Origin of the sequence: Stenotrophomonas maltophilia (assembly GCF_002799155.1) — a bacterium.
Taxonomy (GTDB): Bacteria; Pseudomonadota; Gammaproteobacteria; order Xanthomonadales; family Xanthomonadaceae; genus Stenotrophomonas; species Stenotrophomonas maltophilia_R.
In genome coordinates, this window is record NZ_NERD01000002.1 from 3,635,119 (window position 1) to 3,655,168 (window position 20,050).

General features: G+C 66.8%; 17 protein-coding genes. 9 read left to right on the forward strand and 8 right to left on the reverse strand.

Annotation, left to right across the window (positions count from 1 at the left end; all coding sequences use genetic code 11):
- Window positions 1-187 precede the first annotated feature (187 nt).
- Entirely contained in the window at window positions 188-1,954 is a 1,767-nt protein-coding gene (locus B9Y82_RS17435) for a S8 family serine peptidase (protein WP_100474371.1), read from the forward strand.
- A complete protein-coding gene (locus tag B9Y82_RS17440; protein ID WP_100474374.1) occupies window positions 1,954-2,532 on the forward strand; it encodes a DNA breaking-rejoining protein in 579 nt (192 codons plus the stop codon). The genes B9Y82_RS17435 and B9Y82_RS17440 overlap by 1 nt, the downstream gene beginning before the upstream one ends.
- 146 nt (window positions 2,533-2,678) lie before the next feature.
- Here B9Y82_RS17440 and B9Y82_RS17445 read toward each other — a convergent pair whose 3' ends face one another.
- From B9Y82_RS17445 to cyoA, 5 genes are read right to left on the reverse strand one after another with little or no spacing between them, the layout of a single operon-like run.
- A complete protein-coding gene (locus B9Y82_RS17445) occupies window positions 2,679-3,359 on the reverse strand; it encodes an SCO family protein (protein WP_100474377.1) in 681 nt (226 codons plus the stop codon).
- 11 nt (window positions 3,360-3,370) lie between these two features.
- Entirely contained in the window at window positions 3,371-3,703 is a 333-nt protein-coding gene (gene cyoD / locus B9Y82_RS17450; RefSeq protein WP_006399830.1) for a cytochrome o ubiquinol oxidase subunit IV, read from the reverse strand.
- Between the two features lies 1 nt (window position 3,704).
- Window positions 3,705-4,340, reverse strand: coding sequence for a cytochrome o ubiquinol oxidase subunit III (gene cyoC / locus B9Y82_RS17455; RefSeq protein ID WP_100474380.1), 636 nt, complete (start codon window positions 4,338-4,340; stop codon window positions 3,705-3,707).
- Complete coding sequence (gene cyoB / locus B9Y82_RS17460) at window positions 4,337-6,313, reverse strand: cytochrome o ubiquinol oxidase subunit I (RefSeq protein WP_006474876.1); 1,977 nt, start codon at window positions 6,311-6,313, stop codon at window positions 4,337-4,339. Before cyoB ends, cyoC begins: the two co-directional genes overlap by 4 nt.
- 5 nt (window positions 6,314-6,318) lie before the next feature.
- Entirely contained in the window at window positions 6,319-7,224 is a 906-nt protein-coding gene (gene cyoA, locus B9Y82_RS17465) for a ubiquinol oxidase subunit II (RefSeq protein ID WP_100474383.1), read from the reverse strand.
- 183 nt (window positions 7,225-7,407) lie between these two features.
- Between cyoA and B9Y82_RS17470 the strand changes: the two genes are divergently transcribed.
- The 4 genes from B9Y82_RS17470 to B9Y82_RS17485 are packed head-to-tail and all read left to right on the forward strand — an operon-like array spanning window position 7,408 to window position 11,280.
- Window positions 7,408-8,823, forward strand: coding sequence for a PLP-dependent aminotransferase family protein (locus tag B9Y82_RS17470; protein ID WP_100474386.1), 1,416 nt, complete (start codon window positions 7,408-7,410; stop codon window positions 8,821-8,823).
- 55 nt (window positions 8,824-8,878) lie between these two features.
- On the forward strand, window positions 8,879-9,157 hold the full coding sequence (locus tag B9Y82_RS17475; protein WP_238381630.1) for a hypothetical protein: 279 nt from the start codon (window positions 8,879-8,881) through the stop codon (window positions 9,155-9,157).
- The gene (locus B9Y82_RS17480; RefSeq protein ID WP_100474389.1) at window positions 9,157-9,756 is read left to right on the forward strand and encodes a DUF6436 domain-containing protein; all 600 of its coding nucleotides are present in this window, start codon (window positions 9,157-9,159) and stop codon (window positions 9,754-9,756) included. Before B9Y82_RS17475 ends, B9Y82_RS17480 begins: the two co-directional genes overlap by 1 nt.
- A gap of 9 nt (window positions 9,757-9,765) precedes the next feature.
- Window positions 9,766-11,280, forward strand: coding sequence for a PLP-dependent aminotransferase family protein (locus B9Y82_RS17485; RefSeq protein ID WP_100474392.1), 1,515 nt, complete (start codon window positions 9,766-9,768; stop codon window positions 11,278-11,280).
- A 67-nt stretch (window positions 11,281-11,347) separates the two neighbouring features.
- Here B9Y82_RS17485 and B9Y82_RS17490 read toward each other — a convergent pair whose 3' ends face one another.
- Both B9Y82_RS17490 and B9Y82_RS17495 read right to left on the reverse strand, forming a co-directional pair.
- On the reverse strand, window positions 11,348-12,649 hold the full coding sequence (locus B9Y82_RS17490) for an aminotransferase class V-fold PLP-dependent enzyme (protein WP_100474395.1): 1,302 nt from the start codon (window positions 12,647-12,649) through the stop codon (window positions 11,348-11,350).
- Complete coding sequence (locus B9Y82_RS17495; RefSeq protein ID WP_100474398.1) at window positions 12,649-15,051, reverse strand: TonB-dependent receptor plug domain-containing protein; 2,403 nt, start codon at window positions 15,049-15,051, stop codon at window positions 12,649-12,651. The genes B9Y82_RS17490 and B9Y82_RS17495 overlap by 1 nt, the downstream gene beginning before the upstream one ends.
- Window positions 15,052-15,251: 200 nt before the next feature.
- Here B9Y82_RS17495 and B9Y82_RS17500 point away from each other — a divergent pair, with 200 nt between their 5' ends.
- Genes B9Y82_RS17500 through B9Y82_RS17510 form a run of 3 tightly spaced genes read left to right on the forward strand, consistent with a single transcriptional unit; the run spans window position 15,252 to window position 17,898 of the window.
- Complete coding sequence (locus B9Y82_RS17500; RefSeq protein ID WP_100474401.1) at window positions 15,252-16,079, forward strand: AraC family transcriptional regulator; 828 nt, start codon at window positions 15,252-15,254, stop codon at window positions 16,077-16,079.
- Between the two features lie 13 nt (window positions 16,080-16,092).
- Window positions 16,093-17,172 carry an alpha/beta hydrolase family protein gene (locus B9Y82_RS17505; protein ID WP_100474404.1) on the forward strand — a complete coding sequence of 360 codons (1,080 nt, stop codon included), beginning with the start codon at window positions 16,093-16,095 and terminating at the stop codon, window positions 17,170-17,172.
- A gap of 54 nt (window positions 17,173-17,226) precedes the next feature.
- On the forward strand, window positions 17,227-17,898 hold the full coding sequence (locus B9Y82_RS17510; RefSeq protein WP_100474407.1) for a VOC family protein: 672 nt from the start codon (window positions 17,227-17,229) through the stop codon (window positions 17,896-17,898).
- A 404-nt stretch (window positions 17,899-18,302) separates the two neighbouring features.
- Here the strand turns inward: B9Y82_RS17510 and B9Y82_RS17515 are convergent, their stop codons facing one another.
- Window positions 18,303-20,027: a peptidoglycan-binding protein gene (locus tag B9Y82_RS17515; RefSeq protein ID WP_100474410.1), complete on the reverse strand. Its 1,725-nt coding sequence runs from the start codon at window positions 20,025-20,027 to the stop codon at window positions 18,303-18,305.
- Between the last annotated feature and the right edge of the window lie 23 nt (window positions 20,028-20,050).

Sequence of the window (20,050 nt, forward strand, 5' to 3'; positions counted from 1 at the left end):
GCGTGAAGATGTTTGAGTGCACTGTCATAACCAGACGTACTAAGTGTTTGTGACGCAATTTGCACATCTGCATATTGGGTGTGTGAAGAGGTAGGGGGTTCTTCGTTGTGTCGCGTTTGGCTCGTTGCGATGGGGCAGTCCCGCCCCGCCGTCCTGCCATGCCGATTCACAACAGAAGGATTCGTGTATGAAGCGACACACGCAACGCTCCGCGCCACCGCGCTCTGCGCGCCTGGCCCTTGCCACTGCCTTGGTGCTGGGCAGCCTGGCCGCCACCGCCCAGGCCCAACAGGCCGATCCACTGGCGGGCATCCAGTGGCACCTGCTCAACACCGGGCAGACGGTCCCGGCCGACACGCTGCCGGTGGCCGGCAACGATCTGAACGTGGATGGCCTGTTCCGCAATGGCATCCGCGGCCAGGGCGTCACCATCGCCATCGTCGATGACGGCCTGCAGATCGCGCATCCGGACCTGGCGGCCAACGTGGCGGCGGTGGCCGGCAAGAACTTCGCCAACGGTTCGAACAACCCCACCCCGACCAACCCGGATGTCGACAACCACGGCACCATGGTCGGTGGCATCGCCGGCGCGGTAGGTGCCAACAACCTGGGCGTGCGCGGCGTGGCGCCGGCGGCGACCCTGAAGGGCTTCAACCCGATTTCGCGCTCAGCGCTGGGCAACCAGCAGAGCAACATCGAGTACGCCTGGTGGGACGGCGCAGAATCGGCCGACGTGGAGGTGTTCAACAACAGCTGGGGCGCCGGCCCGGGCAATCCCAACCTGCCGCTGGCGTACAGCGAGAACACGATTCGTTCGTACGAGCAGGCGCTGTCGGGCACGCGCGGTGGCCGCGGCGGCATCTACGTGAAGTCGGCCGGCAACAACTTCAACAATGCTTCGATCAGCCAGACCCAGGATGTCTGCACCACGGACACCAAGAACCGCAACACCGGCTGCGTGCCGGCCGGCCGCGATCCGCGCAACAACCTGTTCAACGTGATCACCGTAGGCGCGGTGCGCGCCGATGGCGTGCGCTCGTCGTACTCCTCCACCGGCTCGGCCCTGTGGGTGTCGGCCTTTGGCGGCGAGTACGGCCTGCAGGCGCAGTACGCCCCCGGCCTGGTGGCACGCGCGTACGACCCGGCCATCGTCACCACCGACGTGACCGGGTGCGCGCAGGGCAGCAACAAGAACACCAATCGCCAGAACACCCTGGACAGCAACCTGTCGGCCATCGACAGCACCTGCAACTACACCGCCAAGATGAACGGCACCTCGGCGTCGGCGCCGATGGTCTCGGGCGTGGCGGCACTGGTGCTGGAAGCCAACCCGAACCTGTCCTATCGCGATGTGAAGTACATCCTGGCCACCACCGCCACCCGCAACCACCCGAACCAGCCGGCGGTGACGCTGGCCGATGGGCGCACGCTGGTTCCGGGCTGGACGGTGAATGCAGCCAACCGTGCCTACAGCAACTGGTACGGCTTCGGTGTGGTCAACGCTGCGCGTGCAGTGCAGGTCGCCGAGAACTTCCAGTCGCTGGGACCACTGGTCGACAGCGGCTGGCGCAACACGACGCGTACCGTGGCCATCGGCAACACCTCGGCTGCCGCCGCACGCCTGACCTTCCAGTTGGCCAACGGCGCGCGCAACATCGAAAGCGTGCAGCTGGGCTTCCGGGTCAACCACCGCAACACGCGCCAGCTGCAGTTCGTGCTGGTGTCGCCCAGCGGCACCCGCAGCGTGGTGCAACCGGCGTTCACCGCGATCGGTTCGGGCACGGGGGGCGCGCAGAGCAACTTCACCAGTTGGGACCTGCTGTCCAGCAATGCCTTCCTGGATGAGAATGCCAGCGGCACCTGGACGCTGGAAGTCACCGACATGGGGCAGGCCGCGACCGCTGCATCGCGCGGCAACCTCGAATTCTTCAAGATCCGCGTTCTGGGGCACTGATGATGAAGACGACCATTCTGTTGAGCACGCTCGCCTTCGCGGCGATGACCTCCGCTGCCTGGGCACAGAGCTCGGGGCAGACTCCTCCGGCCAGGACCCTGTCGACCGTGGATGCGCAGGAACTGAAGGCGTCCGCTACCGGCCGCTCGTTCGATGTGGGCGGCACGCGCTTCCAGCTGTCACCCTCGACCACCGTGAAGCAGGCCAGCGGCGGCCGGTTCACGATCACCCCGCAGGCGGCGGCGACCACCAGCTCGCGTACCAAGCGTTCGCTGGATAGTGCAGCGGCCGCGCCTGCTGATGCAGGTGCCGGCAAGTTCGCGGCGGCGGTCTCCCGTGACGGAGCGCCGGTGGTGGCGACATCGCGGGTCAAGGTGTTCTTCACCGATGCAGCATCGGCCCAGCGCGCGGCAACCGCCACCGGAGGCACCGTTGTGAAGGTGTCGAAGGCTTCGGGCCAGGCCATCGTGGAGTACCCGTCTGTGAACGCGGCGCTGGATGCGACCACCAAGCTGCTGTCCACCGCCGGTATCCGCGCCACCGAGCCGGACGTGGTGCAGTGGGAAGAGACCAAGTAAGGCGTTGAGTGGTGCCCCTGGCCGGTTGGCTCTCCTGGCCGGCCGGGGGATTGATGTGTGGGGGTGTGCCGACCAACGGTCGGCACCCACCGGATTCACTAATCGTGTGCCGACCAAGGTCGACACCCACCGCGGTAGAGGTGGTGTCAGCGGGCGGCGAGTGTGTCGCTGTGCGCGAGGTGGCAGCTGGCCAGTGCGTCGTTGCCGGCGGCCGGGTGGTCGGGCTCGAGCAGCAGGCGCTGCACGTCGGAGAACAGCTTTTCCACCGGCATGCCGTACGGCGCGAACAGGCGCAGGCGGCCCTGGCGGTCGAACACGTAGCCACCGGCGATGTGGCTCATGGTGTAGGTATCCGGTACCGGGCCGGGCTCTTTCTCGTAGAACGCCTTGAAGTCGCTGGCCATCGCTGCCAGCTGCGCTTCGTTGCCGACCAGCGCGATCGCCTTGGGGTCGAACGCTTCCACGTAGGTTCGCGCCACCTCCGGCGTGTCGCGGGCCGGGTCGACGCTGACGAACACCACCTGCAGCTGATCGGCATCCTTGCCCATCAGGTGCTTCACCTGGCTCAGCTCGACCATGGTGGTCGGGCACACGTCCGGGCAGCTGGTGAAGCCGAAGAACAGATAGGTCACCTGCCCCTGCAGGTCCTTCGGGCCGCGCACGGTGCCGTGGCTGTCGGGCATCGACCACTGCTGGCCGAGCTCCTCGCAGGCGATGTCCTTCGCGTAGAAGTCCATGCGCGACTGCGCACTGCAGCCGGCCAGCAGGCCGAGCAGCAGGCCTGCGGCCAGGCGCAGGCCACGATGGGGGAACGCAATGCCTTTCACGGTTGGCAGGCTCAGTTGATCATCATGTGGTAGTGCATGCTCCAGATGATCCAGACCGACAGTGCGACGACGATGAACAGGATCACCAGGGTGAACACGAAGCTGGCCAGGTTCCAGCCACCCTCGGACTTGCGGTCCATGTGCAGGAAATAGACCAGCTGCACCAGGATCTGCGCCACCGCGAAACCGACCAGCAGGAACAGCGTGAGCGGCCGCGACAGCACCGGATTCATCACCAGCGCGAACGGCACCACGGTCAGCAGCGCGCACAGCACGAAGCCGATCAGGTAGGACTTGGTGGAGCCGTGCGCATTGCCGGCGCGCGAGGTTTCGACGTGGGCCATGTCAGAAGGCTCCGATCAGGTAGACGAAGGTGAAGACGCAGATCCACACCAGGTCCAGGAAGTGCCAGAACAGGCTCAGGCACGACACGCGGGTGATGTTGGTCGGGGTCAGGCCGCGACGGTAGACCTGGTGCATGACCACGGCCATCCAGATCAGGCCGCTGGCCACGTGCAGGCCGTGGGTGGCGACCAGCGCGAAGAACGCCGACAGGTAGGCACTGGTGCTCGGGCCGGCGCCTTCGTGGATCAGGTGCGAGAACTCGTAGATCTCCATGCCAATGAACGAGGCACCGAGCACGAAGGTCACGCCCAGCCAGCGCAGCACCGAGGAGGCATCGTGACGATGCATCGCCAGCACGGCCTGGCCGTAGGTGATGCTGGAGACCAGCAGCAGGAAGGTCTCGGCCATCACGAACGGCAGCGAGAACAGCTCCTTGCCGGTGGGGCCGCCAGCGTAGGCGGTGCTGAGCACCGCGTACGAGGCGAACAGCGAACCGAACAGCACCAGGTCGGACATGAGGTAGACCCACATGCCGAACACCTTCATGCCGCCCTGCTCGTGGCCATGGTCGTGTTCGTGGTGGTCCTCGTGCGCCTGCGTGTCGCTGGCCAGCTCCGGGCGGGTCAACAGGTTCATGCGCGTACCTCCTTCAGCTTGGCCAGGTTGGCCGCTTCGGTGCGCGCCACCTCTTCGGAACTGACGTAGTAGTCCACGTCCTCGTCGTAGGACCGCACGATCAGGGTGACGATCATCGCGATGAAGCTGGCCGCGGCCATCCACCAGATGTGCCAGACCAGGGCGAAGCACAGCACCAGGATCCAGATGTTGAGGATCAGCGGCACGCCGGTGTTCTTCGGCATGTGGATCGGTGCGTACTTCTTCGGCGGCGGCGGCAGGCCGCGCTTCTTCGCTTCGTGGAAGGCATCCAGCTCATCGGCCTTGGGCACTACGGCGAAGTTGTAGAACGGTGGCGGCGACGGCGTGGCCCATTCCAGCGTGCGTGCGTTCCACGGGTCGCCGGTCAGGTCCAGGTTGCGCTTGCGGTCACGCACGCTCACGTAGATCTGCACCAGCATCAGGATGATGCCCGCGAACACGAACAGTGCACCGATGAAGGCGGCGATCAGGTACGGCGTCCACGCCGGGTTGTCGTACTGGTTCATGCGGCGGGTCATGCCCATGAAGCCGAGCATGTACAGCGGCATGAAGGCCAGGTAGAAGCCGATCACCCAGCAGGCGAACGACCACTTGCCCAGGCGCTCGTTGAGGGTGAAGCCGAACACCTTCGGGAACCAGTAGGCGAAGCCGGCCAGGTAGCCGAACAGCGCGCCGCCAATGATGGTGTTGTGGAAGTGGGCGACCAGGAACAGGCTGTTGTGCAGCAGGAAGTCCGCGCCCGGGATGGCCAGCAGCACGCCGGTCATGCCACCGATGGTGAAGGTGACCAGGAAGGCGATGGTCCACAGCATCGGCACGCTGAACTCGACGCGGCCACCGTACATGGTGAACAGCCAGGTGAAGATCTTCACGCCGGTGGGAATGGCGATGATCATCGTCATGATGCCGAAGAAGGCATTGACGCTGGCACCGGAGCCCATGGTGAAGAAGTGGTGCAGCCAGACGATGAACGACAGGATGCCGATCGCCAGCGTGGCGCCCACCATCGACTTGTAGCCGAACAGCTTCTTGCGCGCGAACGTGGCAGTCACTTCAGAGAAGATGCCGAATGCCGGCAGCACCAGGATGTACACCTCCGGGTGGCCCCAGGCCCACACCAGGTTCACGTACATCATCGGGTTGCCACCCAACGTGTTGGTGTAGAAGTTGAAGTCCAGGTAACGGTCGAGGGTGAGCGCACCCAGCGCCACGGTGAGGATCGGGAAGGCGGCGATGATGATCACGCTGGTGACCAGCACGGTCCAGGTGAACACCGGCATCTTCATCAGGGTCATGCCCGGCGCACGCATGCGCAGGATGGTGATGAACAGATTGACGCCGGTCAGCAATGTGCCGATGCCCGAAGCCTGCAACGCCCAGATGTAGTAATCGACACCGACCCCGGGACTGAACTCGATGCCCGACAGCGGCGGATAGGCCACCCAGCCGGTCATGGCGAATTCGCCAACACCCAGCGAGATCATCATCAGCGCGGCGCCGACCACGAAGATCCAGAAGCTGAAGGCGTTGAGGAACGGGAACGCCATGTCGCGCGCACCGATCTGCAGCGGCACGATGATGTTCATCAGGCCGACCACGAACGGGGTGGCCACGAAGAAGATCATGATCACGCCGTGCGCGGTGAAGATCTGGTCGTAGTGCTCCGGCGGCAGGAAGCCGTCACTGCCCGGCCCGGCCGCCGCCAGCTGAGCGCGCATCATCAGCGCATCGGCAAAGCCACGCACCAGCATGACCAGCGCCACCACCACGTACATGATGCCGATCTTCTTGTGGTCCACGGTGGTGAACCAGTCACGCCACAGCGGGCCCCACAGCTTGAAGTACGTCACCGCGCCGAGCAGCGCGAGGCCCCCCAGCACCATGGCCGCCAGTGTGACCACGACGATCGGCTCGTGCAGTGGCACGGCCTCCCACGTCAATTTACCCAACATGTTCGTTACTCCTGGGAAACCTGGGCACCACCGGCAGCACCCGCCGGGGTAGCAGCAGCGGTGTTCTCACCGACGCCGATGAACTGGTCGATGACCTTCTTGAACAGCAGCGGTTCGACGCTGGAGAAGTGCTGCACCGGTGCGTTCTTCGACGGTGCGGCCAGCGCCTTGAACTGGTTGAAATCCAGCACCTGCGGCGCGCTGCGCACCTCGGCCACCCAGCGCTCGAACTCCTCGTTGCTGCTGGCGGTGGCGATGAACTTCATGTTCGAGAAGCCATGCCCGCTGTAGTTGCCGGACATGCCGCGGAACTGGCCGGGTTCGTTGGCGATCAGGTGCAGCTGCGTGCGCATGCCGGCCATCGCGTAGATCTGCCCGCCCAGCTGCGGGATGAAGAAGGTATTCATCGTCGAGTTGGAGGTGATGTTGAACGCCAGCGGGCGGTTGGCCGGGAAGTTGAGCTGGTTGACCGTGGCGATGCCCAGGTCCGGGTACACGAACACCCACTTCCAATCGGTGGCGATCACGTCCACGTGCAGCGGCTCACCGGCCACGTCCAGCGGCTTGTACGGGTCCAGCTCGTGGGTCGACTTCCACACGATCACCGCCAGGCCGGCAATGATCAGCAGCGGCACGCCCCAGACCACGATCTCCACCTTGGTGGAGTGCGACCAGTCCGGCATGTATTTCGCTTTGGTGTTGCCGGCGCGGAAGCGCCAGGCAAATACGAAGGTCAGCACGATGGCCGGTATCACCACGATCAGCATCAGGCCGATGCAGATCAGGATCAGGTCGCGCTGGGCGAGCCCGACCATGCCCTTCGAATCCAGCAGCACCCAGTCACAGCCTGACAGGCCGACGCAGGCCAGGGCGACCAGCGCCAGGCGGATGCGGTTCCAGCAGATATTCATTGGAGGTCAACCCTGTTGAAGAAGCGCGCTTGACCGGCTCGCCTGCGCGCAGCGCCCGGGCGTGGAGCGGCTACACTGTGGGTACGAGGCCGCCTACAAGAAGGCGAACCATTCCAATCAAGCCCATACAAAATACATCATTGTATGGACTTGTGCATCTGCACGTATGGAAAAAACTGACCGATGACGCCACCTGCCGCCGGCCGCCGCCTGAAACACCCCAATCGCACCTGGGTTCGCCCCTTCCGCGAAGGCGCCGGCCCGCTGTACCTGCAGATTGCCCAGCAGGTACGCGATGCGGTGGATGACGGCGTGCTGCGCCCGGGTGACCGCCTGCCGCCGCAGCGCGACCTGGCCCAGCAGGTGGGCGTGGACCTGACCACGGTCACCCGTGCCTTCGCCGAGCTGCGCCAGGCCGGCCTGCTGGATGCGCACGGCGCTGGCGGTACCTTCATCGCGCTGTCGGCTGGCAACCGCAGCACCTCGGTCGACCTGAGCATGAACATCCCGCCGCTGCTGGGCAGCGCGCCGTTCGCACAGGGCATGGAGGCCGGCTTCCAGCACGTGGGCCAGCAGCTGGGCCAAGGCGAACTGATGAGCTACCACGTCGGCGCCGGCACCCGCGAGGACCGCGCCGCCGCCGTGCAGTGGCTGGCGCCGATGCTGGGCACGGTGGGTGCCGACCAGGTGGTGATCTGCCCCGGCGCGCAGACCGCGCTGTGCGCGCTGATCCTGGCCCGCACCCAGCCGGGCGAGCTGATCGCTGCAGAGCAGCTGACCTACCCGGGCCTGCTGGCCGCCGCGCGCGTGCTGCAGCGGGGCGTGGCGCCGGTGGCAATGGACGCCGAAGGCATGCTGCCCGACGCGCTGGAGGAGGCCTGCCAGCTGCGTCGCCCACGCCTGCTGTACCTGGTGCCGACCATCCAGAATCCGACCACGGCGACGATGTCGGCGCAGCGCCGGCAGGCCCTGCTGGCGGTGGCGAAGCGCCACGATCTGACCGTGATCGAAGACGATCCTTACTGGTTGCTGGCCGGAGACGCCGCGCCGCCGCTGGCCGCACATCGAGATGCGGGCTGTCCGGTCTATTACATCTCCACCCTGTCCAAGTGCCTGGCCCCGGGCCTGCGCACCGCCTACCTGGTGGTGCCGGCCGGCGAGCCGATGGAACCGGTGCTGGACGCCCTGCGCGCGATCGCGCTGATGCCGACCCAGTCGATGGTGGCGGTGGCTGCGCAGTGGATCCGCAGCGGCCAGGCCCAGGACATGGTGCAGCGCTTCCAGCAGGAGCTGCGCGAGCGCCAGGCCATTGCCGCGCAGTACCTGCCGTCCCGCGCGCGGGCGCACCCGGCCGGCCTGCACGTGTGGCTGCCGCTGCCGCCGCGGCTGGACCAGTACCGGCTGATCCAGGCCGCCCAGGAGCAGGGGCTGGGCATCGCCAGCTCGGATGCCTTCAGTGTGGAAGAGCCGCCGCCGGGCAATGCGATCCGCTTGTCGCTGGGCGGCGCGGTCGACCAGGGCGCACTGGCCGGGGCGCTGGCCAAACTGAACGAGATCCTGTCCGAGGCCCCCGAGGCCCGGCACAGCGCCATCGTCTGAACGCCGTGCATGGCGCGATATCCATACAAGATGATATTTTGTATGCAATGTATGGATGAAGGGACGTGCCTCGATGCGCGCCGAGAAACTGAAGTTCCACCTGGTGATGGCCGGGTGTGGCGGCTTTGTCGTGCTGATGCTGGCCGCGCTGGCCTGGGTCTGCCTGCAGCCGCAGACCGTGGATGTGCAGGCGGCCGAACGCCACGCCATCGAGCAATGCATGCAGCGCAGCGAGGATCCGTCCCGCAGTGAGATCCAGCGCCGCGCGCAGGCCGATTCCTGCCGCGAGATGCGCAAGCAGTACGTGCACAAGTTCGGCGGGGAAGATTCCTGATGGGCGCAGGTGCGCCGCGTCGCCGCTGGCTGCTGCCGACGATGATCGCCCTCGCCTGCCTGTTCATGGCCGGCGTCGCGGCTGCGCTGTGGCAGTACTTCGGCTACAGCGCGCAATCCACGTTCACCGAACAGGCCATCGTCTTCGATGATTCGCAGCTGCGCCTGCCAGCCGATCTGGCCGGGGATACCGGCCGCATCCGCGTGGTGCATTTCTGGGACCCGGCCTGCGGCGTGTGCAACCGCGAGACCGGTGCGCACCTGAGCTACCTGATCAGCATGTACCGCCGCGCCGGCATCGACTTCTATGCGATCCGCCGCCCGGGCACCCAGGGCGAACTGCCTGAGCCGCTGCGCAACAAGGTGATCCACCTGCCGACCATCGGCGGCATCGAGCACATTCCGGCCAGCCCTGCTGTCGCGATCTGGGACCGGCAGGGCCATCTGGCCTACGCCGGCCCGTACAGCATCGGCATGGTCTGCAACTCGGCCAACAGCTTCGTCGAACCGCTGCTGGACAGACTGGTGCGCGGCGAAACCGTGCGCCCGAAAGGACTGCTTGCCGTGGGCTGCTACTGCCCCTGGCAGGACAAGCGCTGAGGACGCGCAATGACATCACTGACGCTGGCCGGTGCGGCCGCCGCAAACAACAACGGCGGTCACCTGTCCGAACCGACCGATGGTTATGGACAGGCTCCCGCCGTTGGAAGCAACGATACGCCCCGACATGCTCCGTACATGCCGCGACCGGATGTCGCAGCCCGCGAATGGGTGCAGGACGTGCTCGCGCACAACGGGCCGATCTACCTGCGCATCGTCAATTCGCTGGAACGCACGGTGCGCCGCGGTGGTCTTGCGCCGGGCCAGCGCCTGCCCTCGCAGCGCGCGTTGGCGCAGCAGCTCGGCGTCGACCTGACCACGGTGACGCGGGCGTTCGATGAAGCACGCAAGCGCGGCCTGATCGAGGCGCGTGGACCACAGGGCAGTTTCATCGCACCGCCCAAGGCTGGCTTCGACCAGGTGGTGGACCTGAGCATGAACGTGCCGCCGGTGCCCGATGCCGATGCGCTGGCCGAGACCCTGCGCCGCGGTGCCGCCGCCGTGCTTGCACGCAGCAACGCACCTAACCTGATGACCTATCACCTGGGTGGTGGCAACCCCACTGATCGCCATGCAGCAGCGCGCTGGCTGCAGCCGATGCTGGGCACCGTGGATGACAACTGCCTGCTGCTGACCGAAGGCGCGCAGGTGGCGTTGGCCGCCATCCTGGTCAGCCAGGGACGCGATGGCGACGCAATCCTGTGCGACACGCTGGTCTACCCGGGCCTGCTGCAGGCCGCGCGGGCACTTGGCCGGCGGCTTGTACCGGTGGAAGGCGACGAACACGGCATGTGCCCCGAGGCGCTGGCCCGGCACGCGCGCAACGGCGGCGCGCGGCTGGTCTATCTCAATCCCACCTGCCAGAACCCAACCGCGCTGACCCTGTCGTTGCAGCGGCGCGAAGCGCTGGCATGCGTGCTGAAAAGCGAGGGCCTGCTGGCGATCGAGGATGATCCGTACTGGCACCTTGCCGAAGAGGCGCCGATACCGCTGGCAACGCTGGCACCGCGTCATGTGTTCCATGTGGCGACGCTGTCGAAGGTGATCAGCCCCGGTCTGCGCACCGCCTTCGTGCAATGCCCGAGCGCCGCGCACGCCGAGGCGATGGCATCGGCCCTGCGGGCCACCCGGTTGATGGGGCATCCGCTGGTGTCGGCGCTGGCCAGCCAGCTACTGCTGGATGGTTCGCCGCAGTCACTGCTGGCCCAGGTGCGTACCGAGGCGCGCGAACGCATGCGCATGGCGCGCTACCTGCTCGCGCCGTCGCTGCTGCAGCGTGCCGGGGGCCTGCATGCCTGGTGCCGGGTGCCGGCGCCGTGGACCGACGCCACGCTAGTGCGTACCGCGCAGCTGCAGGGACTGGCGATCGCACCGTCATCGGCGTTCTGCCCGCCCGGGGTGCTGCAACAGAACGGCGTGCGGCTGTCGCTGGGGCTGGCGGCGGATCGCCGGCAGCTGGAAAGTGCGCTGCGGCGGATTGATCGGTTGTTGTTGTCGGATGCCTTGCCGGCGATCGAGCGCTAGGCGGGGAGCCTCCACGCCATGCGTGGTTGGAATGTGCCAACCAAGGTTGGCACCTACCAAAGCAGGGTCAGGCCAGGGCGAAGAGCGCCTTCACCAGCGCATCCATCTGCGCCGGCCGGGTGAACACCGACGGTGTCACCCGCACGCAGGCGCCGGAGTCCAAGCCGTCGCGATGGGTGGTGAACACGCGATGCTCGTCCAGCAGGCGCTTCTGCAGCGCGATATTGTCAGCCGCGCTGGTGCGCCCGCGCAGGCGGAAGCTGGCCAATGCACTCGCCAGCGCCGGGTCCGGCGAAGACAGCACTTCGATATGCGCCATCTGCCGCGCCGGCAGCGTCCAGCGCTCACGCAGGTAGCGCAGGCGCGCCTGCTTGTTGGCCACGCCGATGCGCTGGTGCAGGGCAATGGCTTCCGGCAGTGCCAGGTAGGCGGCGAAGTTGACCGTACCGGTGTGCACGCGGCTGCCCACGCGGCCGTCGTCGGTCTCGCCCATGTACGGGTCAAGGTCCGCAACGCGGCCCCTGCGCACATACATCGCGCCGACACCGACCGGCGCCCCGATCCATTTGTGCAGGTTGATGCCGACGAAGTCAGCCTTCAGCTGCGGCACCACGTAGTCGATCTGGCCAAACCCATGCGCGGCATCAACGATCACATCGATGCCGCGCGCACGCGCACGCTCGGCGATTTCCGCCACCGGCAACACCAGCCCATGGCGGTGGCTGACCTGGGTCAGCAGCACCAGTTTCAGGCGCGGAAGCCGCGCGAATGCGTCCTCATACGCCTGCAGGATCTGTGCGTGGTCCGGCACCGCCGGCAGCGCGATGCGCTCCACCTGCACGCCACGACGCTGTTGCAGCCAGCGCATCGCGCCGATCATGCTGTCGTAGTCGATGTCGGCGTAGAGCACCTGTTCGCCAGGCTGCAGGCGGTTGTAGCCGCCGATCAGGGCCAGCATCGCTTCGGTGGCGCCACGGGTCAGTGCGATCTCGTCGGCGCCCACGCCCAGCAACCCGGCCACCTGCCGCTGCACCGCCATGTACTGCGCCGGAAACTCGCGGCGGCCATACCATGCGTTGCCACGGTTCACCTCGGCGGTGTGGCGCTGGTAGCTGGCCAACGTCTCGCGGCCCATCGCGCCCCAGTAACCGTTCTCCAGGTGGTTCACTTCGTCGGTGATGTCGAAGTGGCTGGCCACGGCGGCCCAGTAGCCTTCATCGCGGGCCAGCACGTCCGGCGCCACGGTCGTTGCGGGAATCTGCATGGGCGCAGCGTAACGCGCGGCGGCCATGGCGGGCAGTGAAGACAGTGCAGCGGCGGCCGGCAGCAGCGTGCCGGCGCGCAGCAGGTTACGGCGGCGGCTGTCCATCAGAAGGTCAGCCGGTACTGCGCGTACACATTGGCACCATCGGTGTCGTACGGCGCGTTGCGCGAGTAGACCAGGCCGCGGCTGGCCTGGAAGGTCGCTTCGTCCGGATAGCGGTCGAACACATTGTCCGCGCCCACGCGCAGGCTGTGGTGCTCGTTGATGCGGTAGCCCACGGCCAGGTCGAGGAAGCTCATCGCGCCGAAACGCTGGTAGATGTCGCCCACCGCATTGCCGCTGGAGTCGGTCCAGGCACCGTAGTAGCGCATGCGCGCCATCAGTGACCAGGCTCCGATGTCCCAGCTGCCGGTGAAGCTGCCCTTGTGCTCGGGCAGGCGGTCTTCGAACAGCACGCGCTGGGTTTCGTTGGTGGCCACCGAGGTGCTGCCGTTGTCCACCCGCGTACGGTTGTAGTTGTAGGCCAGGGTCAGCGTCATGCGACCCGCGCCGAGGTCGCGCAGGTAGCTGCCGACCACGTCCACGCCGGTGGTGGTGGTATCGAAGTCGTTGGTGAAGTAGTTCACCGAGGTATAGCCCAGCGGATTGGGAGTACCGGCAGGAATGGCGAAGCTGGCCGACTGGCTGAAGCGGTCGGTGAGCTTGATCTGGTAGACATCCACCGAGCCGGACAGGCCCAGGTCGGTACGCCAGGTCAGGCCCAGCGACGCGGTACGCGATTCCTCCGGCTTCAGCGGCTGTGCACCGAGCAGCTGCGCCAGCGGATCGTTCGGCGACAGGCGGCCACTGGTGAAGATCTGAAGCGTGCGCGTATCCAGCCCCTGGGTGGTACTGGTGGTGTTGAGCTGCGCCGGGGTCGGTGCACGGAAGCCGGTGGACACGGTACCGCGCAGGGCTACGTCCGGGGTAATCGCAAAACGTGCGGACAGCTTGCCGTCCAGGGTGCTGCCGAAGCTGGTGAAGTCCTCGTAACGGCTGGCCGCACCGATGCTCCAGCGCTCGCCCAGCGGCACTTCCATATCCACATAGGCCGCTTTGCTGCGCTGGCTCCACTGCCCGGCCTGGCTGGCCGAGAAGCCCGGTGCGCCGTTGGAGTTGGCTTCCAGGCCCGCGGCCGCGCCCGGGCCTACCGCGTACGAGGCGGGATCACCGGCGCGCACCTGGTAGGTCTCCTGGCGGAACTCGCCGCCGAAGGCGACGTTGATCGGCTTGGACAGCGCGGCCACGTCCCACTCGTAATTGAAGTCGGCGTTGGCGTTCTTCTCGGTCTGGGTCAGGCGGCCGAGATCGAACGCGGTCGGGCTGGCAGGGCCCAGCGAGGCGTTGATCGAGTTCTTCAGGCTGTAGTCGATGGCATTGCGGCCATACGAGGCGCTGACATCCCAGCGCAGCTTCGGCGTGATCTCGCCACGCAGGCCACCGACCAGTTGCAGGTCGTTCTGGACGTTGCCGTACTGCGGACTGAAGCCCACCGGATAGATCGAACGCAGGTTCCAGCCGGGGAAGATCGCCGTGGTGCGGTAGGCACCGGTGGTGGTGTCCGGGTTGCGCCAGTTGAAATCGCTGACACCATCGCTGTGGCTGTACAGGCCAAAGGCATAGAGCTCCAGCGTGTCGCTGGCGTTGGCCTTCACATTGAAGCCGACGCGGCGGCTTTCCAGTTCCGGCTGGCCCCAGCGCTGTACCGGGTTGGGCACGTCCAGATCCGGATGCGCGGCCTGGAAGGCGATCGCATCCGGGCGCTGGCGGGTGCGCGAGGTGGCGTCGGAATTGGACGATTCGGCGAACAGCACCAGGCTGCCGTAGTCACCCAACGACCAGCCGGTGCGCGCACTGAAATCGCGCGACGCGCCATCGCCCTGCGCATACTGCGAATAGCCGGCAGTGATCTCGGTACCGGGGCCATCCTCGAGAATGATGTTGATGACGCCGGCGATGGCGTCCGAGCCGTACTGCGCCGAGGCACCATCGCGCAGCACTTCGATGCGCTTGATCGCACTGGTCGGAATCTGCGCCAGGTCGGCCGCCTGCGCACCGCGGTTGCCGAGCAGCGCGCTGCGATGGAAGCGGCGACCGTTGACCAGCACCAGGGTCTGGTCCGGCGACAGGCCACGCAGCGTCGCCGGGCGCACGAACACCTGGCCGTCCGCCATCGGCAGGCGCTGTACCACGAATGACGGCACCAGCTGTGCCAGCACGTCCTTCAGATCGGTCGACTCGACGGACTTGATGTCTTCCTTGGTGAACACGTCCACCGGCGCCAGCGTTTCGAACTGGGTGCGGTTGGAGGCGCGGGTGCCGGTGACCAGCATCGCGTCGAGCTGGGTGGGCGCCGCACGGCTGCTGCCCGCGGCATCGACCGCATCGGCCTCCGCTGCGATCGCGCCTCCTGCGCTGGCCATGGAAAGGGCAAGGAGGATGGAACGCGAAAGCTTCGAACGATGCACGGCAGGGCTCCGGGAGGACGCGACAGGGCCAGCACCTGCTCGGAAACAACAGGCGTGGACAAGGCGCGCAGTCTCGGCGCGATGTGTGAAGGAGCCATGACGTCAGTGCGACAGCTTGATGCGGCACAGGCGCAAGAACTGCTAAACGCCGAGCCAGCCGATCCGCTACTGTGCCCGGCATCGGAATCGGGGACGGCAGGATGAGCGCGGCAGGCAAGGCGTTGTGGTACATCGAGACCCATGCGGACCAGCCCCTGGCGCTGGCCGATATTGCCGCCGCAGCGGGGCTGTCGCCGTTCCATCTGTCACGCCTGTTCCAGGCCCGCACCGGCACCTCGGTGGTGCGCTACCTGCGCGGGCGCCGCCTGACCGCTGCCGCGCAGCGGTTGGCCAACGGCGCAGGCGACATCCTGCAGGTGGCGCTGGGGGCCGGCTACACCACCCATGCCGCCTTCACCCGGGCCTTCAGCGAACTGTTCGGGCAGACACCGGAACGGGTACGCGAACAGGGCACCGATGGGCTGGCGCTGGTGCAGGCGATCCGGCTGGACGAGGCCCCGTCAGCCTGCATTGAAGCCCCCCGGCTGCTCGATACGCCCGCGTTCCAGGTGGCAGGCGTCGGCATGCGGCATACCCGCGACAGCAGCGGCGCCATTCCGGGCCAATGGGCCCAGCTCAACCGCGAGTGGCCGACGCCGGCACCGGTCAGCTTCGGCGTGTGCTGCAACAGTGATGACGATGGCGGCTTCGACTACATCGCGGCACTGCCGGCAAGCACGGTACCGAACGTGCCTGCGCACTGGCAACGCGTGGACATCCCGGCGCGCCGCTACCTGGTGGCCTGGCACGGCGGACACATCTCGGCCATCCGCTCGACCTGGTTCTGGTTGCTGGATCATTATCTTCCTGCGTCCAACCTGAGCCTTGCCGATGCGCCGGACCTGGAGCGCTACGACGCCCGGTTCGATGAGCACACCGGCCAGGGCGGCGTGGAAATCTGGCTGCCGGTCGAAGAACGTCCCCACTGACAAGGAGTTGAAGATGCGCATGACCGCTGCTGTGCTGGGAGGAATGCTGCTGGCGTTCGCGAGCGTCGGCGCCGCCCGCGAAAGCGGCGTCGCCGGCGAGCGCCACGGCACGACGACGCTGGCCAGCGCCGCCGTGCGCGACGCAGGGCACCGCAACGCGCTGCGCTACACGGTCTGGTATCCGGCCCCGGCCGGCAGCCGCGAAACCGCGCTGACCATCGGTCCACCCGACGCGCCGCTGTTCGACGTCGGCCGGTCGGCCAAGGATGCGCCGGTCGCGGGTGATCGCCTGCCGACCCTGCTGCTCTCGCATGGCAACGGCGGCAGCGCGCGCATGATGGGCTGGCTGGGCACGGCGCTGGCGCGGGCCGGGTATCTGGTGATTGCGGTGGATCATCCAGGCAACAACGGCGTTGACACCATGACCCTGCCCGGCAGCCTTCTGACCTGGTTGCGCGCCGATGACCTGCATGCTGCACTGGCGGCCGTGCAGGCTGATCCGGTGCTGGGCCCGCATGTCGATCCTGAGCGCCTGGGGGTCGCCGGCTTCTCGGCCGGTGGCTACACCGCGCTGCTGGCAGCCGGTGCGCGACCGGACCTGCAGCGATTGCGGGACTTCTGCACCGCACATCCGGATGACGGCGTCTGCCGGCCCCAACAGGAGGCGGCAACGCACACGATGGAGGCACGCGTTGCCGCTGCGGCGTCGCCCGAGCTGTCGCCATGGATGTCCCACGCCAACGACGCACGCGCCATTCCCGGCGTGCGCGCGGTGTTCCTGCTGGCGCCGGCAATCGTGCAGGCCTTTGCGCCCGAGCAGCTCTCCTCGCTGAAACAGCCGGTGTCGATCGTGCTGGGCCAGGCGGACACGGTCGCGCCACCACAGACCAATGGCGAGGCTGCGCGTGCGGCGATTGCGGGCGCTGCACTGCAGGTGCTGCCCGGTGTCGGCCATTACGATTTCCTCGCCGCATGCACCCCGACCGGACAGCAGCGGCTGCAGGACCTGTGCAGCACGTCGGTGCCGAAGGCGCAGACCCACGCGCAGGCAGCGGACGCGGCAATACGGTTCTTCAACCATTCGCTGCGCTAGTGGCCGCCGGGCATGGCCCGGCGCTACAGTGGGCGCGTCCACGGAGGATCGATCATGCGCCTGCTCCACCTCACTCTGCCGGTATCCGACGTCGCTTCCGTGGCCACATATTTCCACGATGTGCTGCAGCAGCGCGTGGTCGGCAACCATGTGCACATCGGCTGGAGCACGATCGAACTGCAGCCGGCGGGAGGTCACCCCGTCGGTGGCGTGCACCTGGCCTTCAACGTACCGGACAACCGCTTCGGCGAGGCGATGGCCTGGTTGCGCGAACGTACCCCGCTGCAACGTAATCCTGAGGGCCTGGATTACTTTGCGCTGGAGAGCAGCTGGCAGTCGCAGTCGGTGTACTTCACCGGTCCCGATGGCCTGATCCTCGAGTTGATCGGCCGGCGCCGTCTGCCAGACAGCATGCGCGCAGGCGCCTTCCATGGCAGCGAGCTGGCGTGCCTGAGCGAGGTCGGCCTGCCCAGCCACGATGTCGATGCGGTGCGCGAACAGTCCAGCCAGCGCTTCGGCCTGCAACCGATCAGCCCGCCTTCGCCGCAGTTCGCGCCGATGGGCGACGACGAGGGCCTGCTGATCGTGGTTGCGGCGGATCGACGGTGGTTCCCTGAGCAGAAAGACCTGCCCAATGCGCAGGGCGTGCAGCTGCAGGTGGGTGATGTGAGCGGTAGCGGCGAACTGCGTGATGCCACGCTGGGCTGGCGGGTGTGGGCGGCCTGAGCCACCGGCTGTCCGAAGCGCCGCCGCCGCTGCGACCACCACCACCGGACCCGCCGCCGGAACTGCTCGAGGACGAGCTCGACGACGAGGTGCTGGACGAGGAACGGTAGCCTTGGGACGACCCTCGCTTCAGGGCAACGACCGAATCCCCTGTGCGCCAATCCGCTGGCAACAGGTTGCGTGCGGATGAATCTTCCGACGGCGGCAGCTGCTCGCCATCGATCAGCGCCACCAGCAGCTTGCTGCCGTCCAGCATGCCCTGGTCCAGGTCTCCCTCGCGCAGGCGCGGCACGCTGTGCATCCTGCGAAACGGCATCCGTGGATGTCCTCCCCCATGAACGGAAAAAGCCGGCCGGATCGCTCCGGCCGGCCTCCTTTACCACACGCCTGTTCACACGCAGCGGTCAACGGCCCATGGCCACTCGCTGCTGCTCGTCCTGCACGTGTTGCTGCGAAGGCTCGTGCTTGGCCAGCATTGCAGCGCTGGTCTCCTGCAGGCTCGGTGCCGTCTGGGTCATGTCCACCGCAGTACGGAAGCCGGGGACGGTGCCCATGACCAAGGCCTTGCCATCCTGCAGGGTGACGCCCTGCAGCTTTTCCGGCGAATCGATGCCGGCGGCCTTGGCCTGGGCGGTCACATGCGCGCTCATCTCGTTGCAGATCATGCCCGGCAGGTGGCCACGGATCGCATTGTGCAGTGGCGTATCCGGATGCGCCTTGTCGCCCAGTTGCGGCCCCTTCGGCGACGCCTCGGCGTGGCTGCGGCCTTCGGCCAGCTTGGCCAGCGTCGCCGGACCCGCCACGCCATCGGCGGAGAGCCCGTGCTGCTTCTGGTAGGCGGTCAGTGCGTCCTTGGTATTGGCACCGAATTTGCCATCCTCGCTCAGCCGGTTGCCATGGCCGTCGCGCACGCCCAAGCGGTTGAGTTCCTTCTGCAGTGCAGTCACTTCCTCGCCCTTGGCCCCCTGGCGCAGCACACCGTTGTGGTCGGCGTCATGCGAATGGCCACCCTTGCCGGTTTCCTTCAGCTTGCCGTGGTCCCAGAAGTCCTGCGGGCTGAGCAGCTTGCCGTGCGGATCCTTCAACTGGTAATGCACGTGCTGGGCATACTGCCCCGCACCGCCCGGGCCACGCCCACCCATGGTGCCGATCGGCTCGCCCGCCTTGATCGGCTGGCCTTCCTTCACCTGGGTCGACTGCAGGTGCAGGATCTCGTGCGAGTTGCCCTGTGCATCCCTGATCTTCACCGTGCCGTAGTCGCCACCGACGAACGTCACCGTTCCGGAGATCGGTGCGTGGACGGTCGGGTGCTGCAGATTACGGCCGTGCTGGCCGCCAACATAGTTGAAGTCGGTGCCACCGTGCGGCTTGTGCGCGCGGTGTTCGCCGAACTCACCGGTAACGTGCGGCTTGACTCCGTTCTGCGGGGGCAGCATCACCTGCATCGTCTGCTCGAAGGTGCGGGTCTGGCCTTCGGCATGCGCCGCTGCCGGCTTGGCCTGCGCGTGCGTGGCCGCAGCTACGGCGGGGGCCGCGTGGCTGCCATGGGACTGGCCGTGGGTCAGTCCCAGGCGCTGCTCCACGAACCGCTCGTACTTGTCCACGTACGGCATCACCTTCTTTTCAGACAGGTTGAGGCCGCCGTAATCGCGGGTCGGGCCGTCGTGGTGGTACTTGTAGATGTACTCCTCACCCTGGCCGCGCTTGTGCGCCAGCGTGCGGTTATCGATGTAATGGTCAACCAGTGCATCGGACTGTGCGCCGACGTCGAAGCGGTTGCGGTTGTTGAGGTGGTAGTGGTTGCCGGTCTTGTCGATGAACTGGCCCAGGCCCGAGGCCGAGGTGGTGCCAGCGGCGGCATCGGGGTTGAAGCCCGATTCAACGCGGGCGATGGCCAGTACGTGCGCCGTTTCGCGTGGGGTCAGGCCCTTCTCGCGCGCCGACTCGATGATCGTGTCGATCACCCGTGACTGCACTTCCGGGGTCGCATCGCCCCACCGGCGGGAGTTGCCATGCAGGCGGCCGTCGCTCTGGTCGATCGGCTCCCGGTAGTGGCTCCACGGTTTGATGCGGTCACTGCTGTAGGCCGCCCCGCGGGGCTGGACCATGTCCTGGTAGATGTCTGCCATGTCTGTGCTATCCATTCTATGAA

What these genes read in the sequence shown, in the direction of transcription:
- B9Y82_RS17435 (WP_100474371.1), top strand. Translation starts at nt 188, where the DNA reads ATGAAGCGACACACGCAACGCTCCGCGCCACCGCGCTCTGCGCGCCTG.
- B9Y82_RS17440 (WP_100474374.1), top strand. Translation starts at nt 1,954, where the DNA reads ATGATGAAGACGACCATTCTGTTGAGCACGCTCGCCTTCGCGGCGATG.
- cyoD (WP_006399830.1), bottom strand. Translation starts at nt 3,703, where the DNA reads ATGGCCCACGTCGAAACCTCGCGCGCCGGCAATGCGCACGGCTCCACC.
- cyoC (WP_100474380.1), bottom strand. Translation starts at nt 4,340, where the DNA reads ATGAACCTGTTGACCCGCCCGGAGCTGGCCAGCGACACGCAGGCGCAC.
- cyoB (WP_006474876.1), bottom strand. Translation starts at nt 6,313, where the DNA reads ATGTTGGGTAAATTGACGTGGGAGGCCGTGCCACTGCACGAGCCGATC.
- cyoA (WP_100474383.1), bottom strand. Translation starts at nt 7,224, where the DNA reads ATGAATATCTGCTGGAACCGCATCCGCCTGGCGCTGGTCGCCCTGGCC.
- B9Y82_RS17470 (WP_100474386.1), top strand. Translation starts at nt 7,408, where the DNA reads ATGACGCCACCTGCCGCCGGCCGCCGCCTGAAACACCCCAATCGCACC.
- B9Y82_RS17475 (WP_238381630.1), top strand. Translation starts at nt 8,879, where the DNA reads ATGAAGGGACGTGCCTCGATGCGCGCCGAGAAACTGAAGTTCCACCTG.
- B9Y82_RS17480 (WP_100474389.1), top strand. Translation starts at nt 9,157, where the DNA reads ATGGGCGCAGGTGCGCCGCGTCGCCGCTGGCTGCTGCCGACGATGATC.
- B9Y82_RS17485 (WP_100474392.1), top strand. Translation starts at nt 9,766, where the DNA reads ATGACATCACTGACGCTGGCCGGTGCGGCCGCCGCAAACAACAACGGC.
- B9Y82_RS17490 (WP_100474395.1), bottom strand. Translation starts at nt 12,649, where the DNA reads ATGGACAGCCGCCGCCGTAACCTGCTGCGCGCCGGCACGCTGCTGCCG.
- B9Y82_RS17500 (WP_100474401.1), top strand. Translation starts at nt 15,252, where the DNA reads ATGAGCGCGGCAGGCAAGGCGTTGTGGTACATCGAGACCCATGCGGAC.
- B9Y82_RS17505 (WP_100474404.1), top strand. Translation starts at nt 16,093, where the DNA reads ATGCGCATGACCGCTGCTGTGCTGGGAGGAATGCTGCTGGCGTTCGCG.
- B9Y82_RS17510 (WP_100474407.1), top strand. Translation starts at nt 17,227, where the DNA reads ATGCGCCTGCTCCACCTCACTCTGCCGGTATCCGACGTCGCTTCCGTG.
- B9Y82_RS17515 (WP_100474410.1), bottom strand. Translation starts at nt 20,027, where the DNA reads ATGGCAGACATCTACCAGGACATGGTCCAGCCCCGCGGGGCGGCCTAC.